The organism is Leucobacter sp. cx-42 (assembly GCF_014529985.1).
Lineage (GTDB): Bacteria > Actinomycetota > Actinomycetes > Actinomycetales > Microbacteriaceae > Leucobacter.
Window position 1 is genome coordinate 13,701 of record NZ_JACVMU010000007.1, and the last position, 18,849, is coordinate 32,549.

Here is an 18,849-nt window from a genome sequence, read left to right on the forward strand (position 1 = left end):
GTACATCGTGTCTAGGAACCCCTCACCAGTTCACCTGGTGAGGGGTTCCTGCGTGTATCGCTCACGCCTACGGCGAACAGAGCCGCTAGATTCGCTGTGAGTCGATAACCTCGAATCAGATACTCGACGAATGGAGCCCCGAATGGCTGATCAGATGGCACCGAACAGTGTGTTCGACCGACTGCTCAAGGATCGCATTATCTGGCTTGGGTCAGAGGTGCGAGACGACATGGCGAATGAGATCTGCGCCAAGATCTTGCTGCTCGCAGCTGAAGATCCCGAGGCAGATATCTACCTCTACATCAACTCGCCGGGTGGCTCGATCACCGCTGGTATGGCGATCTACGACACGATGAGCTTCGTGCCCAATGACATCGTCACTGTTGGCATCGGCATGGCCGCGTCGATGGGACAGTTCCTGCTCACCGCAGGCACCAAGGGCAAGCGCTACATCACGCCCAACGCACGCGTTCTGCTCCACCAGCCCCACGGCGGTTTCGGTGGCACCGCGAGCGATATCCAGACGCAGGCTCAGCTCATCAACTCGATGAAGCAGCGCCTCGCAGCTATCACCGCAGCGCAGACCGGCAAGACTGTCGAACAGGTCAACGCTGATGGCGATCGTGACCGTTGGTTCACCGCTGAAGAGGCCCTTGAATACGGCTTCGTAGACTTCATCCGCGATTCTGCTGCTGAGGTTTCCGGCGGCGGCGGCACCAGCAAGTAATCACGGACGCAAGAGACATGGAGTACGAACAGATGAACACTTCAATTCCGCAGGCTGGCGGTTCTGGTCTGATGATGCCGAACTCGCGCTACGTGCTGCCTTCGTTCGAGGAGCGCACCGCATACGGCTTTAAGCGTCAGGATCCCTACGCAAAGCTCTTCGAAGACCGCATCATCTTCCTGGGCGTCCAGGTCGATGACGCATCTGCTGACGACGTGATGGCCCAGCTCCTCGTTCTGGAAAGCCAGGACCCTGAGCGCGACATCACCATGTACATCAACTCGCCCGGTGGCTCGTTCACGGCAATGACCGCGATCTACGACACGATGCAGTACATTCGCCCGCACATTCAGACTGTGTGCCTCGGTCAGGCAGCCTCGGCTGCTGCCGTGCTGCTCGCAGGCGGCACTCCGGGCAAGCGCCTCGCGCTCCCGAACGCTCGCGTCCTGATTCACCAGCCGGCTACCGGCCAGGGTGGCGGCCAGGCTTCGGACATCGAGATCCAGGCTCGTGAGATCATGCGCATGCGCGAGTGGACGGAAGAGACGCTTGCGAAGCACTCGAACCGCTCAGTCGAGCAGGTGCATCAGGACATCGATCGTGACAAGATTCTGAGTGCTGCTGAGGCTCTCGAATACGGCCTCGTTGACCAGGTGCTCACGAGTCGCAAGAACCCGATTCAGGCAATCTCGGCCTAAGTCATGTCCGACGGGGGAGTGGCGAGTAAGCGACACGACCCCGTCGGAATCTCGAAATGTCAGTGGGTGCGACTAGGCTCGATGGTAATCTCACGATGATCACTAAGGGGGCTCAGCCATGGCACGTATGACTGAGAGTAGTGAAGTGCTCAAATGCTCCTTCTGCGGGAAGTCGCAGAAGCAGGTTGCTCAACTCATTGCAGGTCCACAGATCTACATCTGTGACGAATGCGTCTCGTTGTGTAACGAGATCATTGAAGAACGTCTCTCTGAGCAGCAGGCGCCCGAGCCAAGTGATGTTGCACTGCACAAGCCGCGAGAGATTGCCGAGTTCCTCGACGAATACGTGATCGGTCAAGACCGCGCGAAGCAGTCGCTCGCTGTTGCTGTGTACAACCACTACAAGCGTGTGAAGGCGGCGAGCTCACTCGCAAGCACGGATCTCGCGGGTGATCAGGTTGAGATTGCCAAGTCGAACATTCTCATGCTCGGTCCCACTGGCTGTGGCAAGACCTATCTTGCTCAGTCACTAGCTCGTCAGCTCGGCGTTCCCTTCGCTGTCGCTGATGCCACCGCTTTGACTGAAGCGGGCTACGTCGGTGAAGACGTCGAGAACATCCTGCTCAAGCTGTTGCAAGCTGCCGACTTCGACGTGCAGCGCGCAGAGCACGGCATCATTTACATTGACGAGATCGACAAGATCACTCGCAAGGCAGAGAACCCCTCGATCACCCGTGATGTTTCGGGCGAGGGTGTCCAGCAAGCTCTCCTCAAAATTCTCGAGGGCACCGTGGCGTCAATCCCACCGCAGGGTGGCCGCAAGCATCCCAACCAGGAGATGCTGCAGCTTGACACCACGAATGTCCTCTTCATCGTCGCCGGCGCATTTGCCGGCCTCGAAGAAATCATTGCCTCGCGTCTTGGCAAGGGTGGTATCGGCTTCGGAGCTCCCGTCGCAGCAAAGCAGAATGAGCAGGAGCTCTTCTCAGAGGTACTGCCTGAAGACCTGCACAAGTTTGGCCTCATTCCTGAGTTCATTGGTCGACTCCCCGTGGTTGCGACGGTCGATCCGCTTGACGTTGCCGCGCTTACACGAATTCTTGTTGAACCAAAGAACGCGCTCGTCAAGCAGTATCAGCGCATCTTTGAGATGGACGGTGTGAAACTCGAATTCGAGCCAGATGCGCTCTCAGCTATTGCTGAACTTGCGGTCTCCCGCCAGACCGGTGCCCGCGGTCTTCGTGCGATTCTCGAATCGGTACTTGGGCCTGTCATGTTCAATGTGCCTTCTGAAGAAGACATCTCGCGAGTCATCGTGACACGTGCCACGATTGAAGATGACGCAGAGCCCACTTACGTGTACGAGTCGAACGCTCGCGAGAGCGCGTAACCACCTCCTGGCTTATGAGCTCTGGTTCGCACCGGAGTCCGAGAGTCGGTCCTGAAACGCACAGGCACACGTGTACCGACCAGGCTAGATCAGGTGATCGATCCCGTGTGAACAAAGCAAAATGCCCCTTCTCTCATGAAGGGGCATTTTGCATCAGTCATGTCTGACCCAAACCGCAAGCACGTGCGTCGTGAAGTTTAACGCGTGACAGCCTACGGCATCAGTGAGAAGACGGTGATGTCATAGTTCATGAGCACTGTGCCATCTTCCTGGGGGAGTGTCATCGCGTCGACACTTGCATCGTCCGACGTCAGCGTGGCCGATGTGCCACCCTCGGTCGTCTCTGCGGCATCGGCTACTTCGAATGAGCCGTCAGTAATGACCTGCTGCCAAAGCGTTTCCGCCTCAGCCGCATTCTGCGCAACGAGCACTAAGAACCACGTCCCAGCGTTCCGCGATCCAACATCATAGATCTTGGCGCTTTCTGGCACCGGGAAAGTCTCAGGGAAGTCAGCGGGCAAGACGGTGACCTTTTCGGTCTCCTTGTCGAGCTCAGGCCACTTCGTCTCGTCTTCGATTTGCGTGGTCAAATCATCTGGTGCATCGATTTCTGGTTCAGGGGCGCAGCCGGTGAGCGCGCCAAACGCGATTGCTCCAGCCGCTACTACTGCGATCGCACGCCGAGTGTCGCGCGGTGTGCTGCGGGTGGAGCGAATCACCTGAATGAAGTTTCGCTGCATGATTAGCCTCCCAAAAGCCAGTCGTCATCGTCGTCGTCGTCATCTACCGATGACAGCGACGCGTCTTCGCCGAAGGATTCCTGCGCATTGGTAGCCAGGGCGGTGAAGTCTTTCACTCGCACCACACCCTGCGCATCGACAGAAATCTCTGCGAGATCATCGAGCGCCAACCGCGGTCGACCCTCAAGCCAAGTGAGCGTCCACGCATGCGCTGATGGGTGAGCCTGTTCGCACGCCGTAATCGTGTCGAACAGGGTTGGGGGCACGCTGCGGTGCGGGTCGTTCCCAACCTGCCAGCGTGCCCCCAACTGCATGATCGTTACTCCGCAGTCTCGAGGTTGATTTCAGCTACTACGACGCCATCGACGTCTGCAGCTTCGATACGAAGCTCGGTGATGCGGCCGACTCCAGCGAGGTCCTCTGCAGCGAGCACGAGGCGCTCCTGCAGCGCAGCAGGCGCCTGGACAACGGCGAGCGATGCCTGGGTGCGCTGCGAAACCTTTGCCTCAGACTTCGCGCCACGAATGCCGATGAGCGCGGTTCCGACGAGATCGAGCAGGTCGATGTCTGCGTCTTCGCCGATGAACTCAGCGAGTTCACCCGCAACAGGCCACGAAGCCTGGTGTACCGAACCCTCGGCGAACCATGACCAGACCTCTTCGGTAGCGAAGGGGATGAACGGAGCGAGGAGACGCACGAAGACCGAAAGGGCCTCACGAAGCGCGGTGACTGCCGAAGCCTGTGCCTGGCCGGAGCCGGCGTGTGCGCGGTCCTTGACGAGCTCAAGGTAGTCATCGCAGAAGGTCCAGAAGTACGACTCGGTGATTTCGAGTGCACGCTGGTGATCGTAGGTCTCGAACGAGCGAGTTGCCTGCTCGATCACGCGAGCAAGGCCGGCGAGCATCGAGCGATCGAGTGCTTCGGTGACCTGGCCAGCGCCTGAAGCGTCGAAACCGAGCGTGAACTTCGCTGCGTTCAGAAGCTTGATCGCCAGACGGCGACCGATCTTGATCTGCGTCGGGTTCTGCGGGTCGAACGACGCATCGGTGCCGAGCTTTGCCGAAGCCGCCCAGTAGCGAACTGCATCCGAACCGTGCTGCTCGAGCATGCCAGCCGGGGTAACAACGTTGCCCTTCGACTTCGACATCTTCTTACGGTCGGGATCGAGGATCCAGCCCGAGATGCCTGCGTTCTTCCAGGGGAGCTCGCCTGACTCAAGCTCCGAGCGGAGCAGGGTCGAGAACAGCCAGGTACGGATGATGTCCTGGCCCTGGGGGCGAAGATCGAACGGGAAGACGAGCTTGTACAGCTCCTCGTCGCGCTCCCAGCCGCCAGCGAGCTGCGGGGTGAGCGACGAGGTCGCCCAGGTGTCCATGACATCAACTTCACCCTGGAAGCCGCCAGCCTGGCCGCGCTGCTCTGCGGTGTAACCCGCGGGGATGTCGGTCGACGGATCAACGGGCAGCTGCTCAGTCGTGGGGAGGATCGGCTTGTCGAAGACAGGATTGCCGTCGCCGTCGATGGGGTACCAGACGGGGATCGGCACACCGAAGAAGCGCTGGCGCGAGATGAGCCAGTCACCCGAGAGGCCCTCTACCCAGTTCTCGTAGCGCACGCGCATGAAGTCGGGGTGCCAGTCGAGTTCTTTGCCGTGCGCGAGCAGGCGCTCACGAAGCGCTTCGTCCTTTGCGCCGTTCTTGATGTACCACTGGCGAGTCGAAACGATCTCGAGGGGCTTGTCGCCCTTTTCGAAGAACTTCACCGGGTGGTTGATCTTGCGGATCTCGCCGACGAGTTCGCCCGAAGCCTGCGCAGCCTCAACGATTGCTGCCTTAGCGCTGAAGACGGTCTTGCCTGCGATCTGTGCGTACAGCTCGCGGCCACGTTCCGAGGTGATGACCTCGGGAGCCTCCGAGATGATGCGGCCGTCGAAGCCAAGGATCGCACGGTTCGGGAGGCTGAGCTCGCGCCACCAAATCACGTCGGTGACGTCGCCGAAGGTACAGATCATCGCGATGCCCGTGCCCTTGTCGGGCTGCGCGAGGTGGTGCGCGAGGATCGGGACCTCAACGTCGAAGAGCGGGGTACGCACGAGTGAACCGAAGCGGTCCTTGAAACGCTCGTCGTCGGGGTGCGCAACGAGTGCGACACACGCTGCGAGCAACTCGGGACGAGTGGTATCGATGAGGATGTCATCGCCGCCGTCAACCGGGTGGAACGCAAGCTGGTGGTACGCACTGGGCTGCTCGCGGTCTTCGAGCTCTGCCTGCGCAACTGCTGTGCGGAAAGTAACGTCCCAGAGCGTCGGAGCCTGTGCCTGGTACGCCTCGCCACGCTCTACGTTGCGGAGGAATGCGAGCTGCGATGCGCGGAGCGAGTCTGCGCCAATCGTGCGGTAGGTCTGCTTCCAGTCGACCGAGAGGCCGAGGGTGCGCCAGAGATCTTCGAACTGCTTCTCGTCTTCGACGGTCAGCTTCTCGCAGAGCTCGATGAAGTTACGACGCGAGATCGGCTGCTGGTCAGCTGCCTTGATGCTCTTGCCTTCGCCGCCGTCGTGCGGGGGAACGAAGTCCTCGACGTAGGGGAGTGACGGATCGCAGCGCACGCCGTAGTAATTCTGAACGCGACGCTCGGTGGGGAGGCCGTTGTCGTCCCAACCCATCGGGTAGAAGACGCGCTTACCCTGCATGCGCTTGTAGCGCGCAACGGTATCGGTATGGGTGTACGAGAACACGTGGCCGACGTGCAGCGAGCCCGACGCGGTGGGCGGAGGGGTGTCGATGCTGTAGACGTCGTCGCGATCCGCACCCTCACGCGAGAATGCGTAAGTACCCTGCTCTTCCCAGACCTGGCCCCACTTCTCTTCAAGGCCTTCGAGTTTCGGCTTGTCAGGGATAGCACTCATTGAGGGGCTCCGATTCAGTATGGGCGGCACCGCGTAGTCGCACACCGCGAGATGGGTGCACTGGTGCCTGAAGGTGTAAACCACTCCAGTCTAGCTTCGGAAAGTGTCAGTGAGTGTGCAGCCCACGCAGTGTCGCGCCCTGGTAGTATGTGGGTCATACGACTTTGATCCGGCTATCACCGGGGAGTCTTCGGAAGAACGGGTGGCTGGCGAGAGTCAAAAGCCCCAGTAGAACCGAACGGGCAACGGCACGTTACGCCGAATGAAGTGGCGCGATCCGCACCCTATCCAATAGGGCGCAGGTCAGCAAGCGGGGTGGTACCGCGGGTAGCGAGTCAGTGCGACTTGCCGCTCGTCCCGGCACGATACGTGATGACGTTCGACCGAAGGAGCCACATGGCTTACCCCAAGCAGCCCACCAACGCGGGCGATGCAGCAACCCAGAATGGCGCAAGTTTTGGCGTCGTGCCGTCGCCGAACTTCCCCTCGCTCGAAGAGCAGGTGCTCGCGTTCTGGAAGAACGACGATACGTTCTTGGAATCGATCCGCCAGCGTGAAGGCGCAGAAGAGTGGATCTTTAACGACGGTCCTCCCTTCGCAAACGGTCTGCCGCACTACGGTCACCTGCTGACCGGTTACGCGAAGGACGTCTTCCCGCGCTTCCAGACCATGCGTGGCAAGAAGGTCGAACGTCGCTTCGGCTGGGACACGCACGGCCTGCCCGCTGAGCTCGAAGTCATGAAGCAGCTCGGCATTACCGAGAAGAGCGAGATCGAGGCCATGGGCATCGACGTCTTCAATAAGAAGGCACGCGAGTCGGTCCTGCACTACACCGGTGAGTGGGAGACCTACGTCACCCGCCAGGCGCGCTGGGTGGACTTCGAGAACGATTACAAGACGCTCAACCTGCCGTTCATGGAGAGCGTCCTGTGGGCGTTCAAGCAGCTGCACGAAAAGGGCCTCGCGTACGAGGGCCACCGCGTGCTCCCGTACTGCTGGCGTGATGAGACCCCGCTCTCGAACCACGAGTTGCGCATGGATGACGACGTCTACCAGATGCGCCAAGACCCGTCGGTCACCGTTACCTTCCCGCTGCAGGGCGAAAAGGCGGCGTCGCTCGGCCTCACCGGCGTGCGCGCGCTCGCGTGGACGACGACTCCCTGGACCCTTCCCACGAACGCTGCGCTCGCAGTTGGCCCGGAGATCGCGTATGCGATCGTGCCCGCTGGCCCGCTCGGTGCCGCTGACGGTGGCGAGACCGGCGTAGCGAGCTACATGCTCGCGACCGATCTTGTTGCAGCTCACGTCAAGGAGCTGGGATACGAATCGGCCGAGGACGCACTGGCCGCAGTCACCAAGACCGTGACGGGCGCGGATCTCGAAAATGTCGAATTCGAGCCGCTGTTCGACTACTTTGCTGACACAGAGAAGTGGGGCACCGAAAACTACTGGCGCATCCTCGTTGACGACTACGTCTCGACGACCGACGGCACCGGCATCGTCCACCAGGCTCCTGCCTACGGTGAGGACGATATGCGTATCACCGGCGAGGCTGGCATGCCCCCGATTCTCAGCGTTGACGAGGGCGGTCGTTTCATTGCGGCGGTGACCGACGTCGCTGGCGAGCTGTGGCAGGATGCGAACCGTCCGCTGATCCGCCTCGTCAAGGAACAGGGTCGCCTGCTGCGCGAGCGCTCGTACGAGCACTCCTACCCGCACTGCTGGCGCTGCCGCAACCCACTGATCTACCGCGCCGTCTCGAGCTGGTTCGTGAGCGTTGGCCCGATCAAGGAGCGCATGCTCGAGAACAACGAGCAGATCACCTGGGTTCCTGGCAACGTCAAGCACGGCCAGTTCGGTAAGTGGCTCGAGGGCGCACGCGACTGGTCGGTCAGCCGCAACCGCTACTGGGGCAGCCCGATCCCCGTGTGGAAGAGCGACAACCCCGACTTCCCGCGCGTCGACGTCTACGGCTCGCTCGAGGAGATCAAGGCCGACTTCGGCACCCTCCCCGTGAACGATGACGGTGAAGTTGATCTGCACCGCCCGTACATCGACTCGCTGACCCGTCCGAACCCGGACGACCCCAGCGGCAAGTCGACCATGCGTCGCATCGAAGACGTCTTCGACGTCTGGTTCGACTCTGGCTCGATGCCGTTCGCGCAGGCACACTACCCGTTCGAGAACCGCGAGTGGTTCGATGCAACGCAGCCCGCAGACTTCATCGTGGAGTACATCGGCCAGACCCGTGGCTGGTTCTACGTCATGCACGTCCTCGCGACGGCACTCTTCGATCGCCCCGCGTTCAAGAGCGTCATCAGCCACGGCATCGTGCTCGGTTCTGACGGCAACAAGATGTCGAAGAGCCTCCGCAACTACCCGGACGTCAACGACGTGTTCAACCGTGACGGCTCGGACGCAATGCGTTGGTTCCTCATGGCATCGCCCGTCGTTCGCGGTGGCAACCTCATCGTGACCGAAGAGGGCATCCGAGAGGGCGTGCGTCAGTTCATCCTGCCGCTCTGGAACACCTGGTACTTCTTCAGCCTCTACGCGAACGCCGACGGCGTTGAAGCGCAGTGGAGCGTTGACTCGACTGATCCGCTCGATCAGTACATCCTGTCGAAGACCGGCGACCTCGTGCGCTCGGTTGAGGCTCACCTCGAGAACCTTGACACCACCTCGGCTGCCGAGTCGCTGCGCGACTTCGCAGAGGTCCTCACGAACTGGTTCGTGCGTCGCTCGCGCGACCGTTTCTGGGAGGGTGTCAACGGCGAGAACGGTAAGCCCGAGAACCAGCAGGCGTTCAACACGCTCTTCACCGTCCTCGAGACCCTGACCCGCATCGCCGCTCCCATGGCGCCGCTCGTCACCGAGGAAATCTGGCGCGGCCTCACCGGCGGCCGCTCGGTACACCTCACCGACTGGCCCGACGCTTCGGTCTTCCCGAACAACGAGTCGCTCGTTGCTGCGATGGACGAGATCCGCCAGGTCACCTCGTCGGCACTCGCGCTGCGCAAGGCAAACGGTCTGCGGGTGCGCCTGCCGCTCGCTGAGCTCACCGTCGTGACCGATCAGCCCGCCGGCATCGAGCCCTTCGCAGACATCCTGCGTGACGAGCTGAACGTAAAGTCGGTCAGCATCGTTGAGCAGAAGCCCGAGAGCGCTGCCGAGTACGGCATTGTGCACTCGCTCGCAGTCAACGCGCGTGCCGCTGGCCCGCGTATCGGCAAGAGCGTGCAGCAGGCGATCAAGGGCGCAAAGTCGGGCGACTGGTCAGAGGTCAACGGTGTGGTCACCGCTGGTGGCATCGAGCTGGTCGAGGGCGAGTACGAGCTCACCCTCACCGCAGATGGCGCTGCAGCAGCCGGCCGTGCACTCGGCCTGCTGCCCACCGGCGGCTTCGTGCTCCTCGCGACCGACCTCACTCCCGAGCTCCTCGCAGAGGGCCTCACGCGTGACGTCACCCGCGCGGTACAGGAAGCACGTAAGAACGCTGGCTTCGAGATCAGCGATCGCATTGAGCTTGAACTCTGGTTCGCCTCGGCTGAAGACCTCGCGGACGTCACGAGCGCATTCGTTGCCGTTGCCGTCGCTGACGACACCCTCAGCGTCGCGTACTCGCTCGGTTCGGACGACACCGCGGCGCTCGCTTCGAGCTCGTTGGCTGACGGCCGCTTCGCTGGCGAGTTCGAGCACACCGAGACTGTTGCAGCAGATAAGTACGCGAACCGTGGCGAGATCCGCGTGAGCGTCCGTCGCGCAACCGAGGCCGGAGCATGAGCGCGATCTCACAGAACCTGACCCCGAGCGAGCGCATCTATGCTGCGCTCCTCGAACGCACCGGCGAAGCCGCGCCCGAGCCTCGGCTCGGGCCGGTTCGCCGGCTGGCGGAGCTCGCGGGTTCACCCCAGCTCCAGTACCCGGTGATCCAGGTCGCTGGCACCAACGGTAAGACCTCGACGAGCCGTGCCATTCAGACGCTGCTCAGCGCGCACGGCGTGCGTTCAGGTCTCTTCACGAGCCCGCACCTCATCGACTTCACCGAGCGCTTCCAGATCGATGGCCAGCCCATCGACGCTGAACTGCTCGAGTCGATCTGGGACGAGCTACAGTTGCCGCTGTCGGTCGTTGACGCTGAGCTTGAGGCGAAGAACGAGCCGAAGATCACCTTCTTTGAGGCGCTCGTCGTGCTCGGCTTCGCGGTCTTCGCTGACGCCCCCGTTGATGTTGCCGTCATCGAGGTGGGCATGGGTGGCGAGTGGGACGCGACGAACATCGTCGATGCAACCGTCGCCGTTTTCACACCAATCGGCCTCGATCACACCGAGATTCTCGGCGACACGATCGCCAAGATCGCGAAGACGAAGTCTGGCATCATCAAGCAGGGTGCGACCGTCGTGAGCGCGGCACAGGACGACTCGGCACTCGCCGAGATCGCCGCTGCCGCTGTCGCCCACGATGCGAAGCTCTACGTGGCTGGCACTGACTTCTCGATTGGTGAGGATCGTCTCGCAGTCGGTGGCCGCCAGGTCGATTTCGTTGGCATCACCGGTCACGCGTACGAGCCTGCGTTCGTGCCGCTCTTCGGACACCACCAGGCGGCGAATACCTCGCTCGCAATCGCTGCGGTTGAGGCGTTCTTCGGCGCTGAGCGCCCGATCCCTGACGAGGTACTTGAGGAGGGTCTCGGTCACTTCACGTCGCCGGGCCGCCTCCAGCTCATCTCGAAGGAGCCCGTCACCTATGTCGACGCGGCACACAACCCGCACGGCGCCGAGGCGCTCGTGCGCGCGGTCACCGAGTCGTTCTCGTTCTCCGAGCTCGCCATCGTTGTTGGTGTACTGGGGGAGAAGGACGCCGCTGGCCTGCTGCGCACGCTCGCGCCGATCGCACATCGCGTGTACGCGACCGCGGTTGATTCGCCTCGTTCACTTGAGGCGGATCGCATTGCCGAACTCGCAGAAGACGCTATCCCTGAGACCCCTGTTCTCACGGTAGATGCCTTCGAAGACGCGGTTGCAGACGCGCACCAGTGGGCAGCTGAGGAAGACGGCCGCGCAGTGCTCATTGTTGGCTCGGTCGTACTCGCGGGTCAGGCACTCGCGCTTTCGCATCGTGAAGATTGGGGCATCGCGTGAGCCACCAGAACGCCAATTCCGAAGAAGAATTCAAGATGTCTCCGTCGGAGACGCTCGCCCACAACTCGGCGATGCGTATTTCCGGCGCGGGCCGTACCGACGATGCGGCCAAGACGCAGAAGGCACTGGGTTCGATCGTGCTCGGCTTCGAGCTGATCATCGTTGTGCTCATTGGCCTGGCCATCTTCGGTCTCGGCCTGCTCGAGCCGCGCGAACTCGGCCTCTACATCGGCGGCGGCCTCGCGCTCGTCCAGATCATCGGTCTCGGGACGATGCGGATCGGTCGCGTCGGTATCATCGTCGGCTGGATTGCACACGCGCTCATGCTGCTGTGCGCATTCATCCTCCCGATGGCACTCATCGTTGGCCTGCTGTTCACCGCACTCTGGGTGTACTGCATGGTGAAGGGCGCACAGATCGACCGCGGTCGTATCGCGCACTTCGCGGCAATGGGTCGCTAACAAATTTGCCGAGTTCGCTCGGATACACTGAACGCCGGGGGACACCCCGCAGCACTACTTTTGAATGGAGCATTCATGTCCGTAGAAGCAACTCTCATCCTCGTAAAGCCCGACGGCGTCGCTCGTGGCTTGACCGGTGAGATTCTCCGCCGTATTGAGGCAAAGGGCTACACCCTCGCAGACATCCGCTTCGTGAACGCAGATCGCGAGCTCCTCGCGCAGCACTACGCTGAGCACGAGGGCAAGCCGTTTTACGAGCCGCTCCTTGAGTTCATGCTCTCGGGTCCCATCGTTGCCATCAAGGCAGAGGGCGAGCGCGTCATCGAGGGCTTCCGCTCGCTCGCTGGCGCAACCGATCCCACGACCGCTGCTCCCGGCACCATCCGTGGTGACCTCGGCCGTGACTGGGGTCTCAAGGTGCAGCAGAACCTCGTGCACGGCTCTGACTCGACGCTCTCCGCAGAGCGCGAGCTGGGTCTCTGGTTCGCATAAGCGAATATTCACCAGTACACGCTGAAGGGCTGGCGCCGATCCGCAATTGGATCAGCGCCAGCCCTTCAGTGTTGCAGCGAAGACTTAGACGTCTTCGGGGATGACGCGAACCGCGCCCTTGTCTGCCGACTGCGCGAATGCAGCGTACGCGCGGAGCGCATCGGTCACGGGGCGGATACGGTTCTTCGGCTTGTAGCCGCCGTTCGCTTCGAGCTCTGCGCGACGGCGATCGAGCTCGTCCTGAGGTACATCGAGCGTGAGCTCACGGGTCGGGATGTCGATCTTGATGATATCGCCGTCCTCAACGAGAGCGATGACGCCGCCACGTGCAGCCTCGGGGGAGACGTGACCGATCGAGAGACCCGAGGTTCCGCCAGAGAAGCGACCGTCGGTGATGAGCGCGCACGCCTTGCCGAGACCGCGTCCCTTGAGGAACGAAGTCGGGTAGAGCATCTCCTGCATGCCGGGGCCGCCCTTGGGGCCCTCGTAGCGGATCACGACGACATCGCCCTCGACGACCTGCTTGTTGAGGATCTTCTCAACAGCCTCGTCCTGCGACTCGCAGACAACTGCGGGGCCAGAGAACGTCCAGATCGACTCGTCAACACCAGCGGTCTTCACCACTGCGCCATCAACGGCGATGTTGCCGCGGAGCACAGCCAGGCCGCCGTCCTTCGAGTATGCGTGCTCAACCGAGTGGATGCAGCCACCCTCCTGGTTGAGGTCAAGCTCGCGCCAGCGCTCCGACTGCGAGAACGCGGTCGACGAGCGAACACCACCGGGAGCAGCGTGCCACAGCTCGAACGCCTTCTCCGAAGCCTTGCCGCCACGCACGTCCCACTCGTCGAGCCACTCGCCGAGGGTCTTCGCGTGTACGGTGTGGACCTCGTCGTTGAGCATGCCGCCGCGGCGGAGCTCACCGAGGAGCGCGGGAATGCCACCTGCGCGGTGCACATCCTCCATGTAGTAGGTCTTGCCGTTGGCAACGTTCGGCGCGACCTTCGCAAGGCAGGGGACGCGACGTGAAACCGCGTCGATCTCCTCCAGGCCGAAGTCGACGCCAGCTTCGTGAGCTGCGGCGAGGAGGTGGAGGATCGTGTTCGTCGATCCGCCCATTGCGATATCGAGCGCCATGGCGTTCTCGAATGCAGCGTGGGTCGCGATGTTCCGGGGGAGGACGGTCTCGTCATCTTCCTCGTAGTAGCGCTTGGTGATGTTCACGATGAGCTCGCCAGCCTCTTCGTAGAGTGCGCGGCGGGCGGTGTGGGTCGCGAGGGTCGAGCCGTTGCCGGGCAGTGCGAGACCAATGGCCTCAACGAGGCAGTTCATCGAGTTTGCGGTGAACATACCCGAGCACGAACCACAGGTCGGGCAGGCCGACTCCTCGATCTTCTGAAGATCTTCGTCTGAGACGTTCTCGTTCACTGCCTCAGAGATCGCGTCAACGAGATCGAGGGTGCGAACCATGCCGTTCGCGAGCGTTGCACGACCCGACTCCATGGGGCCACCCGAAACGAACACCACGGGGATGTTCAGGCGCAGCGCTGCGAGGAGCATGCCGGGGGTGATCTTGTCACAGTTCGAGATGCAGATCAGTGCGTCAGCGCAGTGTGCATTCGCCATGTACTCGACCGAATCAGCAATGATGTCGCGCGAGGGGAGCGAGTACAGCATGCCGCCGTGGCCCATTGCGATGCCGTCATCGACAGCAATGGTGTTGAACTCGCGGGGGATGCCACCTGCGCGGGTGATCGCCTCAGAGACAATGCGACCGACAGGTGCGAGGTGGGTGTGGCCTGGGACGAACTCGGTGAACGAGTTTGCCACGGCGATGATGGGCTTGCGGCCAAGATCGGCGCCGGGAACACCGGCAGCACGGAAGAGCGCACGAGCGCCAGCCATGTTGCGGCCATGGGTAACAGTGAATGAGCGATAGGCGACCATAACTCATATTATCCACCCCTTTTTCCGGGCGGGAGGCCGGGGCGCGAACAGAGTTACTACTAGTACTCCTGGTACTATGAATGCATGATTCGTCCTCGTACCCCGCGCGGTGTCCAGCTCGGTGAGTTCCTTGCCACGAAACGCAAGGGCGTGGATCGAGCTGGCCTCGGCTTGCTCGGCGGCACGCGCCGTTCTTCGTCTGGGCTGAGTCGCGAAGAGGTAGCGATTCTCGCCGGCATGAGTGTGAGCTGGTACACCTGGCTTGAGCAGGGTCGCGACATTAATGCCTCACGGCAGGTGCTTGCGGCTGTCGCCCGCGTGCTGCAACTCACCCCGTCAGAGGCGGAGTACGTGTTTGCACTTGCTGGCCCGAACGCCGACTTCCCCGCGGTTGAGCACGAGATGGCGCCCGCGCACCTGCAGCGCCTCATCGACTCGCTCGATTACCCGGCGTTTATCGTGTCGTCGGCGTGGGACATTCTCGGCTGGAACAAGGGGTACGAATGGCTGTACGGCCCCATTGCAACGCTCCCCACTGCGCAACGTAACCTGCTTGGCCTCGTGTACACCGATCCGCGCCTACGAGAGATGCTCCCAGACTGGGAAAATGACAGCCGTGCGTTCATGGCGGAGTTCCGTGCGGAATCCGGTGCACGCCTGAGTTCAGAGAGTCACCGCGCGGTGGTGGATCGGCTGCTCGCGCAGAGCGAGGACTTCACGAAGCAGTGGGCAGAACAAAGCGTCGAGCGCTTCAAATCTCGGTTGCGCACATTTGTGCACCCGGAAGCTGGCGTGCGAGTTTTCGAGCATCATCGCCTGGTGCCCTCAGATGCGACCGATTTGCACGTCGTCATGTACGTGCCTGTCGTGGAGCCCGTGGCTGCCACGGGCTAACTAGCCTCGGCGCACGATCTCGTCGTACTTACGGAACACCGCGTTGAGTCCGCGATCGAACGCGGCCCGGTCCTCTGGCGCGATGGCGCGGACCAGCTCGCGAGAGACCTCGGCGTGCGCAAGCTGGCGCTCCCGCATTTCCTGATGCGCCAATGGCGTCAGAGTGACGAGTACCGCACGGCGATCGTGCGGGTCGGCGGCGCGGATCGCGTATCCAGATTCCACCAAACCATCGATCAACGAGGAGATGCTACGCGGAGTGATGCCCATCGCGCGGGCGAGTGCCTGCTGAGATGACGGACCCGCGTGGAACAGCGTCTGCATCGCCTGGATCCTGGCGGTCGTCAGTGACGTGCCTTTGAGTGAACGGTGCTCGTTTCGCTTGAAGAGTGTGCTGATGGCGAGCAGTCGGTCCAGCAGGGTCGGGTTCACGCCTTTACGGTAGCACTTTGTGAGGTGGTGTAATGAACGCGCGGCTGCGGCGCCAGTGGGGCGATTGACCTGTCATATGGCGGATCGTGGCCACCTCGGGCGTGTTTGGACGCTGTTGTCGTTGGGTGATCGTTCCCTCATGTAACAGTTGCTTGTTCGCGATGGGCGTGCTCAGCGGGCCTGCGAATTGGCCGCTTCACGGTCGAATGTCGGTGGCAAAAGATAGGGTGAGAAACATGGAAACCACGCGCAGTGTTCGACCCTTCGAGGTCATCTCGGAATACGAGCCGAGCGGCGATCAGCCGAAGGCGATCGAAGAGCTTGCTGCGCGCATTAACGCGGGTGAGACTGACGTCGTATTGCTCGGTGCAACCGGTACGGGCAAGTCGGCAACGACGGCCTGGTTGGTTGAAGCCGTGCAGCGTCCGACGCTCGTCCTCGCGCACAACAAGACGCTGGCCGCGCAGCTGGCAAGTGAGTTCCGTGAGCTCTTCCCGAATAATGCGGTCGAGTACTTCGTGAGTTACTACGACTACTACCAGCCTGAGGCGTACGTTCCGCAGACTGACACCTTTATCGAAAAGGATTCCTCGGTGAACGCCGAGGTTGAGCGCCTCCGCCACTCGACAACGAACGCGTTGCTGTCCAGGCGTGATGTGATCGTGGTCTCGACGGTCTCGTGCATTTATGGCCTGGGCAAGCCTGAGGAATACTACGAGGCAATGGTGCCGCTGGTGGTTGGTGACCGCCTCGACCGCGACGTGCTGCTGCGCCGCTTTGTCGATATGCAGTACCAGCGCAATGACATCGAGTTCGTGCGCGGCAACTTCCGCGTGCGCGGCGACACCGTCGAGATCATTCCGATGTACGAAGAACTCGCGATTCGCATTGAGTTCTTCGGTGACGAGATCGAGGCGCTTTACTATCTCCATCCACTCACGGGCGACGTCATCAAGCAGGTTGAGACTGTTTCGGTGTTCCCTGGCTCGCACTACGTTGCTAGCCGCGACGTCATGAACCGCGCGATGGGCACGATCGCGACCGAGCTCGACGAGCGTCTCGCCGAGCTCAAGCGCCAGAACAAGCTTGTTGAAGAGCAGCGTCTTCGCATGCGCACGACGTTTGACCTCGAGATGATGGAGCAGATCGGTTTCTGCTCAGGCATCGAGAACTATTCGCTGCACATCGATGGGCGCAAGCCGGGGGAGGCGCCACACTGTCTGCTCGACTACTTCCCGGACGACTTCCTCGTCGTCATCGACGAGTCGCACGTGACCGTGCCGCAGATCGGCGCAATGTACGAGGGTGACGCTTCGCGTAAGCGCACGCTCGTTGATCACGGCTTCCGCCTGCCGAGTGCGCTCGACAACCGGCCGCTGAAGTTCGCAGAGTTCAAGGAGCGCGTCGGCCAGACGATTTACCTGTCGGCAACGCCGGGTAAGTACGAGATGGAACGCGCAGACGGCATCGTCGAGCAGATCATCCGCCCGACAGGCCTGATCGACCCTGAGATTGTCGTGAAGCCCTCCGAAGGTCAGATTGACGACCTTCTCGAAGAGGTGCGCGCACGCGCTGAGCGTGACGAGCGCGTGCTCGTCACGACCCTCACCAAGAAGATGGCTGAGCAGCTCACTACCTTCATGGAGGAGGCGGGCGTTCGCGTTCGCTACCTGCACTCTGACGTCGACACGTTGCGACGTGTTGAGCTGCTCACTGAATTGCGTGCTGGCGTCTACGACGTACTGATCGGCATCAACCTGCTGCGTGAGGGTCTCGACCTTCCTGAGGTGTCGCTCGTCTCGATTCTTGATGCTGACAAAGAGGGCTTCCTGCGGTCGTCGACGTCACTCATTCAGACCATTGGTCGTGCGGCTCGAAATGTTTCGGGACAGGTGCACATGTACGCCGACAAGATCACGCGTTCCATGCAAGAGGCGATTGAAGAGACCAATCGTCGCCGTGAGATTCAGGTGGCGTACAACACGGAGCACGGTATTGACCCACAGCCCCTCCGGAAGAAGATCGGTGACATCACCGAGATGCTGAACCGCGAGGCTGCTGACACCGAAGACGTGCTTTCTCGCTCTGGCGCACACGCGCAGCGAAAGGGCGGCTCTACTCAGAAGGCAAAGGGCAAGGCTGCGGCACGCGCCGGCGCAATCGCTTCCGAAGGTGCGGCAAAGCTCGAAGAACTCATCAGTGAGCTCACTGAGCAGATGCTGCTCGCCGCTGAGGAGCTCAAGTTTGAGCTCGCCGCGCGCCTGCGCGACGAGCTCACTGAACTCAAGCGTGAGCTGCGCAGCATGGACGAAGCGGGCCACCTCTAGGCCTGGCGATCCGCGCCCACCCAAACGATCAGGAAACAACGGAGCACCGATGACCGCAGCTACGAACGCCACCCGCGGGGCGAACATCCCCGCGCTTGAGCGCGCCTCGAACGTGACCTGGGCGGACTGGCTCGAGCTTTTTGCGGGCGCGAACGCAGCCTCGCTCAGCCACGGTGAGATTGCGGCAATCGCACTCACCCGGATGCCGACAGCGCTTGAAAACCCGGAGTGGTGGGCACAGATGGCGACGATCGCTTTCGAGCAGCACGCTGGCATTCGTCGCCCCGGCCAGTCAGCAGACGGCACGTACCGCGTAAGTGCAAGCCGCACGATCACGGGGGACCGCGATACGGCAATTGAGCGATGGGCCGAGCTTGCGCTCGACACCGATTTTCTCGGCGCGGAGCGATCCGAGCCTCGCCGCTCGCGTACCGATAAGCGCACGTTTTGGCGGTCGAATCTCACGGGACTTGGCAAGCTGGAAGTGGCCGCCGCAGCGAAAGATGACACAAAGATTATCGTGACCATCAGCCACGATGGCCTGCCTGCCGAGAGCGACGTCGAACGTTGGCGCGCATTTTGGAAAGAACAGCTCGCACGTTTTCCCAGCGCATTTTAATCGCACATATGTTCGAACTTTTTGCCCGTTGCAACGTAAGATAGAGCCGTGACTTCGAAGAACTTCGACCTTGCCCCCA

At 61.7% G+C, this 18,849-nt stretch carries 15 protein-coding genes; 10 read left to right on the forward strand and 5 right to left on the reverse strand.

The genetic code is table 11. From position 1 onward, the window contains the following. Positions 1-130: 130 nt before the first annotated feature. The 3 genes from ICM05_RS07635 to clpX all read left to right on the forward strand — a co-directional run bounded on the left by ICM05_RS07635 (position 131) and on the right by clpX (position 2,815). A complete protein-coding gene (locus ICM05_RS07635) occupies positions 131-727 on the forward strand; it encodes an ATP-dependent Clp protease proteolytic subunit (protein WP_188023996.1) in 597 nt (198 codons plus the stop codon). Positions 728-759: 32 nt separating this feature from the next. Beyond that, positions 760-1,425, forward strand: coding sequence for an ATP-dependent Clp protease proteolytic subunit (locus ICM05_RS07640; protein ID WP_188023997.1), 666 nt, complete (start codon positions 760-762; stop codon positions 1,423-1,425). Between the two features lie 118 nt (positions 1,426-1,543). Next, positions 1,544-2,815, forward strand: a complete 1,272-nt coding sequence (gene clpX, locus ICM05_RS07645; RefSeq protein ID WP_188023998.1) for an ATP-dependent Clp protease ATP-binding subunit ClpX — start codon at positions 1,544-1,546, stop codon at positions 2,813-2,815. Positions 2,816-3,027: 212 nt separating this feature from the next. Here the strand turns inward: clpX and ICM05_RS07650 are convergent, their stop codons facing one another. From ICM05_RS07650 to valS, 3 genes are read right to left on the reverse strand one after another with little or no spacing between them, the layout of a single operon-like run. Further along, positions 3,028-3,555: a hypothetical protein gene (locus tag ICM05_RS07650; protein WP_188023999.1), complete on the reverse strand. Its 528-nt coding sequence runs from the start codon at positions 3,553-3,555 to the stop codon at positions 3,028-3,030. A gap of 2 nt (positions 3,556-3,557) precedes the next feature. Beyond that, positions 3,558-3,869, reverse strand: a complete 312-nt coding sequence (locus tag ICM05_RS07655) for a Fe-S oxidoreductase (protein ID WP_188024000.1) — start codon at positions 3,867-3,869, stop codon at positions 3,558-3,560. Positions 3,870-3,874: 5 nt separating this feature from the next. Next, entirely contained in the window at positions 3,875-6,460 is a 2,586-nt protein-coding gene (gene valS / locus ICM05_RS07660) for a valine--tRNA ligase (RefSeq protein WP_188024001.1), read from the reverse strand. Between the two features lie 396 nt (positions 6,461-6,856). Between valS and ileS the strand changes: the two genes are divergently transcribed. The 4 genes from ileS (at position 6,857) to ndk (ending at position 12,554) form a co-directional block, all read left to right on the forward strand. Continuing rightward, the gene (ileS, locus tag ICM05_RS07665; protein WP_285895422.1) at positions 6,857-10,243 is read left to right on the forward strand and encodes an isoleucine--tRNA ligase; all 3,387 of its coding nucleotides are present in this window, start codon (positions 6,857-6,859) and stop codon (positions 10,241-10,243) included. After that, positions 10,240-11,601: a folylpolyglutamate synthase/dihydrofolate synthase family protein gene (locus ICM05_RS07670; RefSeq protein WP_188024003.1), complete on the forward strand. Its 1,362-nt coding sequence runs from the start codon at positions 10,240-10,242 to the stop codon at positions 11,599-11,601. The genes ileS and ICM05_RS07670 overlap by 4 nt, the downstream gene beginning before the upstream one ends. Next, positions 11,598-12,062, forward strand: coding sequence for a DUF4233 domain-containing protein (locus tag ICM05_RS07675; protein ID WP_353055848.1), 465 nt, complete (start codon positions 11,598-11,600; stop codon positions 12,060-12,062). The genes ICM05_RS07670 and ICM05_RS07675 overlap by 4 nt, the downstream gene beginning before the upstream one ends. Positions 12,063-12,137: 75 nt before the next feature. Further along, positions 12,138-12,554: a nucleoside-diphosphate kinase gene (gene ndk / locus ICM05_RS07680; RefSeq protein WP_188024004.1), complete on the forward strand. Its 417-nt coding sequence runs from the start codon at positions 12,138-12,140 to the stop codon at positions 12,552-12,554. A gap of 84 nt (positions 12,555-12,638) precedes the next feature. Here ndk and ilvD read toward each other — a convergent pair whose 3' ends face one another. Continuing rightward, on the reverse strand, positions 12,639-14,498 hold the full coding sequence (gene ilvD / locus ICM05_RS07685; RefSeq protein ID WP_188024005.1) for a dihydroxy-acid dehydratase: 1,860 nt from the start codon (positions 14,496-14,498) through the stop codon (positions 12,639-12,641). An 84-nt stretch (positions 14,499-14,582) separates the two neighbouring features. On the opposite strand from ilvD, the gene ICM05_RS07690 reads away from it, so the two are divergent. Then, positions 14,583-15,392: a helix-turn-helix transcriptional regulator gene (locus ICM05_RS07690; RefSeq protein WP_188024006.1), complete on the forward strand. Its 810-nt coding sequence runs from the start codon at positions 14,583-14,585 to the stop codon at positions 15,390-15,392. On the opposite strand, the gene ICM05_RS07695 is transcribed toward ICM05_RS07690, so the two are convergent. Further along, on the reverse strand, positions 15,393-15,824 hold the full coding sequence (locus ICM05_RS07695) for a MarR family winged helix-turn-helix transcriptional regulator (protein ID WP_188024007.1): 432 nt from the start codon (positions 15,822-15,824) through the stop codon (positions 15,393-15,395). A gap of 236 nt (positions 15,825-16,060) precedes the next feature. Between ICM05_RS07695 and uvrB the strand changes: the two genes are divergently transcribed. Next, positions 16,061-18,151, forward strand: coding sequence for an excinuclease ABC subunit UvrB (gene uvrB / locus ICM05_RS07700; protein WP_188024008.1), 2,091 nt, complete (start codon positions 16,061-16,063; stop codon positions 18,149-18,151). Between the two features lie 49 nt (positions 18,152-18,200). Then, a complete protein-coding gene (locus ICM05_RS07705) occupies positions 18,201-18,770 on the forward strand; it encodes a hypothetical protein (protein ID WP_188024009.1) in 570 nt (189 codons plus the stop codon). The last annotated feature ends 79 nt before the right edge of the window (positions 18,771-18,849 follow it).